We start from the raw sequence: 14267 nt of genomic DNA on the forward strand, positions 1-14267 counted from the left end.
TCATTAAGAGAAATAGAGATACATAGATAAAAAGAATCTTAATCTTAATACAGTTTGAAATATTTTTTAACTTACCAAGGGAGGAAATAACTCAATGGCTTACCAACCAAAGTCTTATCGTAAATTCGTAGCTGGTACTGTAACAGCAGCTGTAGTAGCATCTGCTGTAGCACCAGTAGCAAGCGCAGCAGCATCTTTCTCTGATGTACCTGCTGATCACCAATTCGCAGAAGCAATCAACGCTTTAGCTTCAGAAGGAACTTTCGTAGGGAAAGATGGAAAGTTCGATATGTATGGTGAATTAACTCGTCGTCAAGCGGCAGTAGTATTCTCTCGCTTAATCGATGGCGAAGGTAAAATGGAGCAAGTATTCTCTGATGTTGCTTTAACTGACGCTGAATTAACTAAAGCAGCTTACGAAGTAAACGCTGCTGGCGTTATGACTGGCAACAACGGAAAATTAGATCCTTACGCAAAATTAACTCGTCAACAAATGGCAAAAATCATCGTTGAGCATTTCGACCTAGAGCACGTTGAAGGTTCTACAGTTGAAATCAAAGACTTAGACAAAGCTCACGAAAGCCAACGTGAATATATCCAAATCTTAGCTGAAAACGGCATTACTCAAGTTGCTGACGGAAACTTCCGCCCAACTGAAACAGTAAAACGCGGTCAATTCGCAGCATTCGTATACCGTGCACAACAAGCGGTTGCTGGTGAGTTAGCGATTACAGAAGTAACAGCACTTGATGATACAAACCGTTTCTTATCAATCGAATTCAACAAAGCAGTATCTGGTCTTGAAGCTTCTGACATCACAGTACAAGATGCTGATACATTAGACCGTTACGGCGTGAAAGAAGTAAAATTATCTTCTAACGGCCAAACAGCTACAGTTGAGTTGTTCGCTAAAGAAGATGCTAGCGTAGTACTTAAAGACAACCAAGACTACGATGTAAAAGTAATTGTTGATGGTAAAGTACTTGAAGCTACATTCAAACGTGCTGCATACACAAAATCTACAATTACAGACGTTGATGTTGAAGAGCGTACATTCAAAGTCAACTACAACGGTGCTTCTGTAACAGTTGATGTAGATGAAGACACTGAGTTTGACTTCTATGATGCACTTGGTCGTGAAACACGTGTATGGTTCGATGAAAATCGTGACCTTGTAAAATACACATTTGAAGAAGATCAAGAAGTAAAAGAATCTGCAATTGAAGTAACAAAAGATGTTGTTACTGTAAATAGTAATGTAACAGCTGGGGAAGTAAAATTATTATCTCACGATGATAAAAAATATGACCTTGCATCTGACTTCACATTCTACTTAAATGGTAACCCATCAACTCTTGGTGCAAAAGGTGTCGAGTATGACTTCGCGAAAGTAGTCTTCAACGAAAGCGGAGATGTACAAACACTTGTTGCTTACAATGCAAAAGGTGGCATTCTTGTTGAGAAAACAGATGACACATACATCTTTGGTTATGACAACGAAGATTTAGATCTTGAAGATTATGTCATCGTTAAAGAAGGCAAGCAAATCTCTGTTTCTGACATCCAAAAAGACGACTATGTGTTCTACAATGACGATGCAGAAGAAAATGGAGTAGCAATTGTTACTAGCAAACAAGTTACAGGTGAAATCACTGATGTATTCTCTAATTCTTTCGATCTTGATGGAAAGAACTTTGATTATGCTGGTCAATATTTAACAGCTGGTAAAGATATCGAATCATTTGATGATGATGCAGCTGAGAAGTTACAAGCTGGTGGAAAAGTAACAGTTTACTTCAACTACAAAGGCGATGTAGTATTCGTTAAAGGTACTGAAGGTGTAGTAGAAGAGCAATATGCAGCTAGCTACTTAACTGATGTAATCCTTCCGTATTTTGATAACAAGGGCGATGGATTACTTGAGATTGAAGTCAAAGGTAAAGATGGCGAAAAACTTTATGATGTTAAAGTTGATGGCTTAGATGAAATCGTTATTCAAACAACAGCTCTTGGTGCTAATAGTGAAATCGAAATTGAGGTTGGTGAAGACTTACCATCAGCTTACCGTAGTGCAACACCACCAGCAAATGGTGACTGGGAAGTTGACGAGTTTGCATTAGTAGAGCAAAATGATGGGGTCGACTATGATGGAACAGCCGTTGCTAGCAATGATGCTGATAATGCAAAAGAGTATTATATCGTTGCTAAAAATGACAATGGTGATGTATTAGGATCTGTAGTAGATCTTGATGCTTATACTGAAAAAGTATTCGATCTTTCTGTTGAAAATGGTATTGTTAAGGGACTTAAGTTTTATCAAAATGCTACACAAAACACATCAGGGAAAATTGAATCTGATGACAAATATGTAGAAGGTTTCCAATTAAAAGATGATACTGTTGTATTCGATGTGGATGCTCTTCGTACAGCTTATCCAGACGGTGATGACATTACAGTTACAACTTGGGGCGAATTAAAGCAACGTAACGCTGATATCGATCAAAACAATGCTTTTGCATACTATGACGAAGACGGTATTGTAACTCATTTGGCAGTTTATGGTTTAGATGCTGCTGATATTACAACTGAAACAGCTCTTATCACTCGTGTGGACGTGAATACTGACAACGAAATCGTTCGTATCCAAGCTTTAGTTAATGGAGAATTGGAAACTTACACTGCTGATAAATTAACTAGCAGTGATATCTTGAATAGAACTGTAAATCCTGCAGTTTCTGCTGGTTCTGTTTCTGACATCCAAGAAGGTGAAGTAGTTGAACTAGAAGTTAACGGTTCAGAGGTAGACAAAATCGTTATTAACCCTGGACAAAAAATTGCTGGTACAGTAGAAGCTGTCCGAGTTGGTGAGCGTGAAGTAGATGTTCGTCTTGCTGATGGCACTTTAACTACTAAAGAACTTGCTTCTAATGGTGAAGTATATGAAGCTACTGATGCAGATGGCGATGATTTCACAGTTGAGAACATTCGTGAAATCTCCGTAGGCGATAAAGTTGTTGTTGGTTTAGCAGCTCCTGGAAGCCGATTCGCAGAGGCAATTGTTATTGCAAGTGATGCTGTAGTAACAAGAAACGGTTTAAATGATACAACACCTCCAACGTCAGCAATTACAAGTGCTGTTTACACAGCTGCTGATAATAAACTTGTAATCACAGGTACAAACATCGAGAAATCTGGTTCAGTAGACCTTTCTAAGTTAACTATTGCTTCTCCTGATACAGACGGTGCTGGTGCTGGTGCTGCTACTGGTTCTGTAGTATTAACTGGTGCAACTGTTGCAATTAACAGTGCTACTCAAATCACTGTCACTTTAACAGATGCTCAAGCTACTACAGTAGAAGGCTGGACTGGTACAGTAGCTAATACTTTAGATGCTGCTACTGGTTGGTTCAACGATGCTGCTGGTAACGGTGCTGCTGCAGATACAGGTAACGCTGTAACTGGAATTCAAGACTAATTACCAGATAGTTGATTCTAATCAACTAGAGTATGTGAAAGGTCCCGTGGAGAGAAATCTCTGTGGGGCTTTTCTTTTTTTATGGGTTATTTGGATGGGCGCAATTCACTGTCACCACCCGAAATATGTCGAAAATGGCTATAACAAAAAGAAAGAGCGCCGGTCATTTGAAGAAAATGACTGGCGCTTCTTTCATATTTTCGTATATCTCTTTCTTTAAAATTAATGCAGTCAGCATAGCAAGTACATAAAAGTGGATGGGCAGGTGATTACTTCCTTTTCATAAGGAAGGGGGTATTGATGGAATAGGTAGTTATTGCTTTCTTCTTACCATCCTTCACCACTATTTAGCTCATCGCTGTACCCATTGTTCATTTCCTGTTTGTACTCGTACTCTTCATCTGTATCCATTTCAGAATCTGTTAGGCTGCCGTCATACACTTCACCTTCATCATATGTGTTACTTTCTTCATAAAAAGTGCTGTCGTCATACATTCCATCTTCAGTATATGGAACGGTGTCGTCGTATAATGGTTCTTCCTCATATTCTTCATAGTAGGCTGGGTCTTCTTCGATGTATTCCCCATCATAACCGCTTTCCGGATCAGTATACCATTCAGAAGGAATGTCATAGTATTCGTATGTTTCTTCTTCGCTGCTTTCGCCGCCTTCAAAGTACCAATCGTCGTCAGACCATAGATTTTCATAGTAGTAGCTGCCGTCTTCTGTATAAAAGAGCTGGTAAATATCATCGTATGTTAAAGGATTGTCGCTCCAGCGTTGGAGTAATTCATACACATCCATGACCGGAATACTAAATCCAACTGAATCTTGCTCCAGCATTTTGGCCGAGTTAATGGCAATAACTTTTCCGCTGGACTTTGAAACAAGAGGACCGCCGCTATTTCCAGGAGCAATAGGGGCAGACATTTGATAAACATGATCATATGAGCGTTCTCCAATAAAGAAGCTGCGGTCAATACCTGAAATGTAGCCGAATGTTGCCGTGTTTTCCAATCCCATTGGACTGCCGAGCGCAATGACTTCTTCTCCTAATAGCGCCGTCGTTTCCGTCTCAAGTGGAAGTGGGGGAAGACCTTGTAAATCAGGTACGCGAATTAAGGCAATATCAATATCGTTTGAGTAACCAATCACATGCCCCTCGTATACTGTGCCGTCTTTGTCTTTAACTGAAACGGCGTAATAGCCTTCGACAACGTGGGCGTTAGTGACGATGTCTCCTCGATCATTCATTAGAAAAGCAGAGCCAAGACCTGAATCTGTATAAATGGTATAAACGCCTCTTTGAACCTCCGCAATGATCTCCGTTAATTGTTTTTTAGTCTCTTTTGGAAGATCGTTCGTTGAAACGGCAGCCGCTTGAACAGGCTGTTGTTGCGGTTTCGTTTGTTCCTTCTCCGCTTTCGTGTTGGCAACAGCGGAATGAACTTCCGTTTCCTTGTGCTGCTGTTCCAAGGCATAATAAAGGGTGCCGCTAAAGAATAGTACGCTAATGAATGTTAACAAGGGAAGAATTAAAAATTTTTCCCCCTTTTTGTTTCCGCAATGCGGACAAAACCTAACTTTATCCGATAATTCCTTCCCACACTTTGGGCAATACAACGCTATCACTCCTTTTATTCTATGAAACTATCCTATCATAGAGATAGTTGGACGCTGCTCGAAGTTTGTCGAACGGCCTCATGGAGAGAATCTCTATGTGGCTGTTCTTTTTGAGGTTAGTCTCAGTCACTACCCGAAGAATGTAATCGGGTCGTGACAGGCACTTTTTAATGACTTGACCCACACCGCAACCTGCCGTACAATATGCTTAGTACTTTGGAAAGGTATGGTTTGAGTGTCAAAAAACTCTAAGTTGGATGAGATGGATGCGGTGATGAATCAACTGTCGATTGTAGATGGTGATTCGGTAAAGCTGTTAATTTCGTTAATTCGAACGTCACGTGAAATTTATAATGAAATGAGTGCCAAGTTGTCGCGTTTTGGACTGACACAGGCGAAGTTTAAAATTTTATTAGTGCTTTTTCAAAAAGGCCATTCTTTAAAGCCGTCAGAGCTGGCACAGCATACAGGTGTGACACGTTCCACGATGACGGGCCTGATGGATGGGTTAGAGCGAGATGGTTTCATTCGGAGAGGAAACCATGAGGATCGCCGGATGACGATAATTCACTTAACAGAAGAAGGAACAGAATTGATGAATCGTTTGTTTCCCTATTATGTGGAATATAGTACATGTCTGTTGTCGGACATGACAAAGGAAGAGCATGTCGTTCTTGCGGGTTTATTGGAAAAATTACAAAAGGGTTTAAAGTATATTAAAGAAACGTAATTTTTTTGTACATATAGTACGGTTCCTTACTATATGTGGCCGTACTAAAATATAATAAGAACAGAAAGATTTGAAGGAGAGAGGAACATTTATTATGAAAAAGCGGTTAATATCTTCAATTACACTACTTGCATTAGCAGGAGCTGTAGGAGGAGGCGGCTATTTAATGGCGATGGACGGAAAAGATGCCGTCTCAGCGGCAACGGAAGAAAAGAGCGGTCTATTAGTGGCGGATGTCGTGAACGCGTCGTTTCAGCAAGTAGGAGGACGGATTGATTCTATTCAAGTAACAGAAGAGCAACAGGTGAAAAAAGGCGATGTGTTAATGACCTTAGATATGACGGATGTTGACTTGCAAATTGAAAAACTGAAGGTTGATTTGGAGCAAATGAATGTGAAAATTGCCCAAGCAGAAGATGCGATCAATGTAGGTTCAACGAAAGCCGCGGTTCAAGAGCAGGAAGCTCTTTTAGGGATTGAATCGGCCGAAGCGGCGGAAAGCTTGGTGAATCAAGGAACACGTGAAGAAGATTTAAAAAGACAGGCGCTTGCGGTAGAGTCAGCGCAAAAATCAGTCGGGGTAGCGGAGCAATCTGTCGCAGCCGCCGAGAAATCGGAAACGATCGCAGAACAAACCGCTCAATCAGCCGAGCAGTCGGTAAAGGCAGCGATGGAAACAGAAAAAGCAGCCCAACAAACAGTGGAATTTGTGCAGAAGAGTTATGATCGCTTAGCTGGTTTATTGGAAGATGGATTAGTTTCGCAAGCAGAAGTGGATAAAGCGAAAAATGAATTAGATAATGCAAAAAGCCGATTAGAAACGGCCAAAACTCAAGTCGAAACGGCAAAAAATCAAGCGGAAGCGGCCCAAACTCAAGTAGAAGCAGCGAAAACGCAAACGACAGCTGCGAAAAAACAAGTAGAAATTGCGCAAAATGCGGTCGCTCAACAACAAGCGTTGTTAGAAAAAATGGAGGCAGGAGCAACAGCTGAAGAGAGGGAACAGGCGAGAGTGGCGACAGAGAAGGCGAAGGTTGGTTTAACGAAAGCCCAGCAAGCGCAGTTGGATGTTCAAAACAGTGCGTTTAATATTGATCTTTTATTAAAGCAAAAGGAATCAATGGAAGTTCAGTTGGAGACTTTACAAGTTCAAAAAGAGCGTATGACATTGAAGGCACCGGTTGATGGGAAGGTAACGCGCGTCATTCCTAAAGTTGGCGAAAACGTTGCGGCTGGTTCGCCTGTTGTGATGATGGAAACAGATCAGCTTTACTTCGAATTATACGTTGATGAAAAACAAGTGTCGAAATTTAAAGCAGGGGAACAAGTAGTATCCCATGTCGTTTCTTTAAATAAAGATGTAGAAGGAACGACTCGTTTTGTGACGTCTGCACCGCAATATGCAAGCATTCGTATGAGTGATGAAAAAGGTCAGTCTGATGTGAGTACATTCCTAGTCCGTATTGATGTGACACGTACACCGGAACTATTGCCGGGGATGACGATGGAGGTGAAGCTTGGTGAATCAGCTAAGAGATGAGTGGAACCATATTCTGAATCGCAAGTTTGTATGGATTATTTTAATTGCTCCATTAATCGTAGCGGTCGTGTTTGGATACATTTTTAAAAATAACCAGGTTAATGAGGCGCCGATCGCCGTCGTCGATTTGGATAACAGTGCGTTCAGTTTGCAGCTCATCAATAAATTGAATGCTTCACAATATATTTCGGTAGAAGATATTTACCATGAGCCGATGGATGCGAATAAGCTCCTTTACCGTGAAAAATATATCGCGGTCGTGTATTTGCCTGCGGAATTAGAAACGTCAAGAGCACAGGGCAAGCAAAGTAATATCGGTTTTTACGTCGACATGTCGACCCCAGCAGCAACAGGAAATCTGCGGTCAGCTGTGACAGAGGTGATTAGTACAGAAAACAGTATGTACAGCACAGTAAGAGTAAAAGCGTTCGGATTAAATGATACGCAGACTAGCGGAACGGTTACAAACTTATCGGTTCAACAGCGCCTATTATACAATCCGACAAACGATACGATGGACACGTCGGTCATTGGCTTTATTAATACATTCATGCTGTCTCTTTTATCGGGGGCTACGATGACCATCGTTCCTCGCCTGCGGGAGCAAGGACGACTTGGAGAAGAATTGGGAAATCCGTTTGGGATTGTCTCAAGGCTCATCCCCTACGCCCTTATTGGCTGTGCATCATTTTATTTAAGCATCGGCTTGTTGAAGCAAATTGGCGGCTTTCGTTTTGAGGGTGATCCGTTTGAAGCATGGATTCCACTGCTTTTATATACAACAAGTGCGAGCTTGATGGCAATGCTTATTGGCTGGAATGCACCGACGGAAGCGAAAGCGAGCGGACGGGTACTGTTAATTGTTATGCCGTCATTCTTATTAGGGGGAACACAGCTCCCCGTTTTAATGCTTCCAGAGCCGCTCCAAATGGTGAGTAACGCTCTGCCGATTGCTTGGCATTTTAAATTTGTCCGTGGAATGGGCTTCCGCGGGGGTGAATTGGAATATTTTATTCCGGAAATTGGCGGCTTTCTTCTTATGACCGGTGCGTTTTTACTCGCTATCTTCCTTCTTTGGTTTAAGGAAAGAAGAAAGATGAAAATGGCGGGAGAAGAAACTTATTCTACTAATCAGCCGATAGATCGTCCGGTAACAGAAGTAGTATGAGGAATATCGTTGTTTTTGAAATGTGGAAGGGAAAAAGAGCGAATGGCTTAGGCGATTTGCTCTTTTTTTATGGTCTTTGACCACCTACAGAGAAGAATAAAAAAGTTAAATAGTAGTATATATGTAAAAAAAATATTAAAAAAATAAATAAATACCATCATTTGATTATTTTGTGTTAAAATATTTTTGGTAAAATCAGTATATAACTAGAACTTAAGTTCTAGTTAATAGGTATGGGGGATACATAAGATGCCAAAATCAAAAGCTTACCAACAATTTTTAGGAGCTTCGGTCTCAACTGCAGTTGTGGCAAGTGTAGTAACAACAGGGATGGTGCCTTCTGCTCAAGCTGAGGAAATCTCTTTTTCTGATGTAAACGGTAACGATTATTTTTATGAGGCGGTAAGTAACCTATCAGATCGTCAAATTATTAAAGGATATGATGATGGGACTTTTCGTCCGTATCAGACAGTAACTCGCGCTCAAGCGGCTAAAATGCTGGCAATGTCATTGGATTTAAATCTTTCGAATACAAAAAATCCTGGATTTACAGATGTGAAAACATCGGATTGGTACTATGGTTCTGTTGCGGCATTAGTAGATGCGGGAATTATTAAAGGATATGATGATCAAACGTTTCGTCCGAATGAAACTTTAACACGAGCCCAAATGGCCAAGATGATTGCGTTAGGCTTTAAGCTTGGAGAAACGTCAGTTGATAAATTCTCTGATGTAAAAAATAGTGATTGGTATGCTGGTTATGTCGGTTCGTTAGTTGAAAAAGAAATTACAACAGGGACAACCCCGACTACATTCTCACCGAATAAAAATATTACCCGTGGCCAAATGGCAGCGTTTATTTATCGTACAGAGCAAGCTAACAAGCCTGTTTCTACATTATATAAGATTGATAGTGTAACAGATTCTGCTGTTGTGATTAACGGTGTGTCTTATAGACTGGACAATCATGTGAAATCGATTTTACATAAAACTAATGCCGATATTTTGAAGAATGCGGTTATTGAGTTTGAAGAAAACAATAATGTAATTACAAAAGTCACCTCACTGGAAATTAAAGAAGGTGCAACAGTTTCAAAAGATCAGCTTGTATTTGACGGAAAAAACGGCTTCATCAATGGGGATTTAAAGATTAGTGCGGATTATATATTAGTGCAAAACATAACGGTAAAAGGTAATCTTGAACTTAGCAATCATGTGAATAACAACTTTTACGGAAAGAATGTCCAAGTAGAAGGAAAAACAGTTATCGCAGCTGAAGTGAAACAATCTGCTAATATAAGTAAAGGAAAAGTTTCTCAAACTCTTGCTTATAAACAAAAAGAAGTGGCAGCTACTGAAGAAAATACCGTTTCTATTACATTGGAAAACGCTTCTATTGGTGTGCTCGAAATCAGAAAAGAAAATATAGCGGTAACAGCAAAAGGAAACACGACAATGGAAGAAGTTCATGTGTATGCAGACACGGTTCTTTCTGGAGACTCGAAAACGTCTACTGAAAAACTAATCATTGAAAATGGTGTAAAAACGGTCCAGCTTGATATGGTTATTGAAAAAGCAGTATTAAAAATGAATGACGAGATTGAGTTGTCGGGTAAAGGAAGTATTAAAGACCTCGTGATTGAAGATAAAAAGGTCAAAATCAACTTAGGTAAGGACACTAAACTGTCAAATGTGACTTTACCGTCAGGCACTAAGGTAGAAGATCTATTCAAAAACTATAATGATGTAAAGTCTAATATTAGCAAAGTAGATGGAAAGTCTAATTCGACTTCATCAAGCGGCGGTTCTAGAAGTTCCAGTTCATCTAATAGCGGAAATTCTATTCCAAGTTCAGGTGAAATCACCGTTGCAGGTACGTACGGTCCTCAAACAGGTAAGCAAACAATCAATGGCAATCTAGTAGTTAAAAGTAAGGATGTAACATTGAGAAACCTTGTTGTGACAGGAAATTTAGTTATCGACGAGGCAGTTGGAGACGGTGATGTGCATCTTAACGGAGTAGAAATTCAAGGGACGACAACTGTAAAAGGTGGCGGTGAAAACAGTATTTATTTCACAGACTCTGTACTGGTTACTGTTATTGTAAATAAAAATGATGGGAAAATTCGTATTGTAGCTCAAGGTAATACAAGTGTAGTGGATTTACAATTAGAGTCTTACGTTAAAATTGAGGAAGAGGGATTGACAGGAAATGCACCTGGCTTTACAAATGTTACTTTATCTGAGGGAATACAAAATGTAGATTCGAATTTGCAAGTGTCTCTTGAAGGGGCATTCGATACAGTAAACTCTCGAGCAAGAAATGTCCGTATTAATCTATCCCGGGAGACAAATATTGAAAATCTAGTAGTCAGTGCATTAGGTGCTATTATTAGTGGGAATGGAAATATTAATACAGCAGAAATAAATGATCGAGGCATTGAATTATCAGTAAGACCAAGTAATTTAGTTATCCAAGTACCAAATACAACTGTGCGTATAGGTAATGAAAATATTGATGAAAGTTACTCTCAAGAAAATGAGACACATTTACAAGGGGTAATAGCAACACAAGGAATGATTGATGTAGATCTTACTAAGTTCGTCGCTGGTATGACAATTGACGATTTTGGTGTGACTGCTACTCTCAATGGAGAGGCTGTTACGTTAGAGAATTTACAATATGATGCAACTAAACGTAAAATTTTCTATACTCCTGTATCATTGGAAGATAATATCGGTAAAACGTTAGAGATTACGGTTGCTCCTAGCAATGATAGTTCAAAAGTGAAAGGCAACCCAGTGAAAGCATCGGTCGTATTGAACACAGGGTTTGAAGGAAGAATTACAGACATTCATGGTGTAGGAGTGCCAAGTATTAAGATTCACTTCAGAAAAGATAATGGAGATAGTGCTATTGTTGAAACAGTTATGACTGATAAATACGGGTACTATTCTGTAAATCTTCCACAAGGTATGTACGTGGGAGAGATGGAAGGGGATGGTTTTGTTACGTCCTCTCTATTCGCTATAGCGCCTTCTGCTGTTTATAATATTAATCAAAATGAAACAGCTATTCGTGCGGCTGCTACAAATGAGCTCAAAATTCTGCTTTCGTGGAATGAACTTCCTCGAGATGTTGATTCCCATCTTGTCGGCCCTGTAAAAGATTCTTCTAATCAGTTTTATATTTGGTATGGTGACAGAGAGTTCTCGAAAGACAGCATTTTATATGCCGATTTGGATTGGGATGATACTGATTCTTACGGACCTGAAACAACTACTATTCGCCAGTTAGTAGATGGAACGTATACCTTCGTTGTGCATAATTTTTCTGGAGAACATCCTCTCTCAAATTCAGGAGCAAAGGTGCAAGTGTATAAAGGGAATTCAAAAATAGCGAACCAAACCTTTGTAATACCAGAGGGAGATGGTACAGAAGAATATTGGACTGTTTTTGAATTGACGATTTCAAACAACGGTAATGTTATTGAGATTAATCCTGTTAATGTTCTAAGTAGCTCCACTCCAGATGTATTGTTAGGGAAGGATTGGGATGCAGGCGACATTAGATCAGAATTGAATTATATGATTGAAGAAGCTCAATACCTATATACCGAAGCTGAGGAAGGAACAGAAGTTGGTCAATATGTACTGGGAGCTAAGGAGCTTTTGAAAGAAGCTCTTGATACAGCTGAAGCAGTAGCATCTAACGGAGATATCACTGAAGAAGAATTTATTCTAGCGATTGAAACCTTATCAACAGCTATTAGAACATTTGAGGCATCCCAAATTGTTTCTATATCCACAACAGACTTGCTATATATCCTAGAGCAGGCAAATGAGTTGCATCAATCAAGCCGAGAGGGAACAGAAGTTGGAGAGTATATGACCGGCTCAAAAGCAGCTCTTCAAGAAGCTATTGATGCTGTTCAGGAACTATTCTCCTACCAAACGGCTACGCAAGGTGAGATTTGGTATGCAGAAGGAGTACTGGGAGAAGCTATTGAGCAGTTCTACAGAACTCAACTGGTAGAAACAGCGGATACTGAATTAGTTTCGACCATTGCTTATGCTCAAAGAATATATGGACAAGCTCAAGAGGGAACGGGAGTAGGACAATATCCTGTAGGCTCTAAGGTAACTTTACAGGAGGTTATTGACGTTGCCCAAGTCGTCCTAGAAAAAGGTACAACAACTTTAGGAGAAATATGGGATGTGCAGGAATCCATATATGTAGCTATTGAAAATTTCCTAGCAAATGAAATTGGAAGAAGTGACCGACCTGGATATGTAAATGAATTGTTAGATCTAGTCGATCAAGCACAGTACCTAATTGAAAGTGTAGAGGATGTAGAAGTTGCTGCAGAAGCAATACATACATTACAAGAAGCTATTGACGAGGCGAGAACATTTCTGGCATATGATTTAGAAGAAACAACAGAAGAGATGTACGGAGAACAAATCGACAAAATAATTTCAGCTATTTTGGAATTTGAAGAGAACAGCAATGAAACTCCTGTTAACGAAGAAAACCCAGTTGATGGAGAAGAGGGTGTAGGTGCAGGTACTTTTAATGCTATAAATGCAGCTACATTTACCACTGTTTCCTATACGGCCGGAACGGATACTTTAATAATCTCTGAATTAGTTGATATTGAAGAGGGTTCAACGTTTGATTTATCAAAATTAACATACAGTGATGCAGAAACGACTGTTGAGCTTGCCACTTTACAAGGAACGTATACTCTTGTCGGTGCAGAGGCAGAAGTTGATGAAGCTGGTGAATACTTCTATGATGCAACGACTAATGAGCTTAAGATTATTTTGACTGCAGACGATGCAGCTACAATAGAAGGATTAGCCGGCTTTGGTGCAGCGGGTACGATTGCAGACACATTAACTGCAATGCAAGGATGGAATATTGATATGGCTAGTATTGAATCTTCAGAAGTTATGGATATTAATGTAGAAGTAATTTCTGAAGATTAATCAAAATAGCTGTCAGTCGTTAATCTTTATAAAATATCAAATGATTTCGGTAAGGTAATCAAAAGGAGAGCAGTTCACTTATTCGTGACTGACTCTCCTTTTTGTTTAAAGCTATTTTAAGTTAAATTCTAATAGGAGACAGTTACACTAGGGGATGTCTTCAGTTTGGCTCTTCCCCATGATACGCAATCAAAATAATATTCTCATCCGAATTCTGATTCAACTGCTGCTCCAAATCGCGGATTTTTTCGAGTTGGCTGTTTTGTAAGTTTGCGACTGGATAATCTTCTTTCTCGTTCATTTCAACACTCCTTTTCGTATAGAGAAATTCACTTCACTTAAGTTTTGGCTAACTCAGTCGACTTTATTCGATGTAGCGGTGTAGAGAAGGGTATAAAAAAACAGCTATTCTTTTGAACAGCTGTTTGTATGTGTTTTCATATGTAGGTTATTTGTGAGCCAGTACAAATACAATGGCACCAATAAAAGCAGCCATTACTCCGTATGTTATCCTCTCACGTTGGTCTTTCGTAAGCCATGAGCGATTCATCATTCATATCCTCCTTTAGTTTACTGTCTAATAAGGCGAAAGGAGGTACTTTTGTTCGGCAGCTGGCGAGCATAGTCGATATGAGACGTTAGCCCCTGTAGCTTTGCGTCACCATTTTTCAATGGTTTTGCCCTTTCGTATTCTTATAAGACCCTTCTATCTTACTGTATTTTGAGATAGGGATGAATA

General features: G+C 39.8%; 7 protein-coding genes and 1 riboswitch. Of the genes, 5 read left to right on the forward strand and 2 right to left on the reverse strand.

Features of this window, described 5'->3' with window-relative positions; all coding sequences use genetic code 11:
• Positions 1-94: 94 nt before the first annotated feature.
• Positions 95-3475 carry an S-layer homology domain-containing protein gene (locus ACXAEO_RS20790; RefSeq protein WP_474884660.1) on the forward strand — a complete coding sequence of 1127 codons (3381 nt, stop codon included), beginning with the start codon at positions 95-97 and terminating at the stop codon, positions 3473-3475.
• Between the two features lie 327 nt (positions 3476-3802).
• Here ACXAEO_RS20790 and ACXAEO_RS20795 read toward each other — a convergent pair whose 3' ends face one another.
• Positions 3803-5098, reverse strand: a complete 1296-nt coding sequence (locus ACXAEO_RS20795; RefSeq protein WP_474884661.1) for a trypsin-like peptidase domain-containing protein — start codon at positions 5096-5098, stop codon at positions 3803-3805.
• A 235-nt stretch (positions 5099-5333) separates the two neighbouring features.
• Here ACXAEO_RS20795 and ACXAEO_RS20800 point away from each other — a divergent pair, with 235 nt between their 5' ends.
• From ACXAEO_RS20800 to ACXAEO_RS20815, 4 genes are all read left to right on the forward strand, one after another.
• The gene (locus tag ACXAEO_RS20800) at positions 5334-5828 is read left to right on the forward strand and encodes a MarR family winged helix-turn-helix transcriptional regulator (RefSeq protein ID WP_474884664.1); all 495 of its coding nucleotides are present in this window, start codon (positions 5334-5336) and stop codon (positions 5826-5828) included.
• Between the two features lie 94 nt (positions 5829-5922).
• Complete coding sequence (locus ACXAEO_RS20805; protein WP_474884665.1) at positions 5923-7368, forward strand: HlyD family secretion protein; 1446 nt, start codon at positions 5923-5925, stop codon at positions 7366-7368.
• The gene (locus ACXAEO_RS20810) at positions 7349-8536 is read left to right on the forward strand and encodes an ABC transporter permease (RefSeq protein WP_474884667.1); all 1188 of its coding nucleotides are present in this window, start codon (positions 7349-7351) and stop codon (positions 8534-8536) included. Before ACXAEO_RS20805 ends, ACXAEO_RS20810 begins: the two co-directional genes overlap by 20 nt.
• A 249-nt stretch (positions 8537-8785) precedes the next feature.
• On the forward strand, positions 8786-13528 hold the full coding sequence (locus ACXAEO_RS20815; RefSeq protein ID WP_474884669.1) for an S-layer homology domain-containing protein: 4743 nt from the start codon (positions 8786-8788) through the stop codon (positions 13526-13528).
• 160 nt (positions 13529-13688) lie between these two features.
• Here ACXAEO_RS20815 and ACXAEO_RS20820 read toward each other — a convergent pair whose 3' ends face one another.
• Positions 13689-13829, reverse strand: a complete 141-nt coding sequence (locus ACXAEO_RS20820; protein ID WP_474884671.1) for a hypothetical protein — start codon at positions 13827-13829, stop codon at positions 13689-13691.
• A 303-nt stretch (positions 13830-14132) separates the two neighbouring features.
• Positions 14133-14220: riboswitch (cyclic di-GMP riboswitch) on the reverse strand.
• Positions 14221-14267 lie beyond the last annotated feature (47 nt).

The organism is Bacillus sp. ABA4_010, assembly GCF_056159105.1.

Bases quoted from the DNA above. Each gene is read 5' to 3' on its own strand.
- ACXAEO_RS20790 (WP_474884660.1), top strand. From the start codon at position 95: ATGGCTTACCAACCAAAGTCTTATCGTAAATTCGTAGCTGGTACTGTA.
- ACXAEO_RS20805 (WP_474884665.1), top strand. From the start codon at position 5,923: ATGAAAAAGCGGTTAATATCTTCAATTACACTACTTGCATTAGCAGGA.
- ACXAEO_RS20815 (WP_474884669.1), top strand. From the start codon at position 8,786: ATGCCAAAATCAAAAGCTTACCAACAATTTTTAGGAGCTTCGGTCTCA.
- ACXAEO_RS20820 (WP_474884671.1), bottom strand. From the start codon at position 13,829: ATGAACGAGAAAGAAGATTATCCAGTCGCAAACTTACAAAACAGCCAA.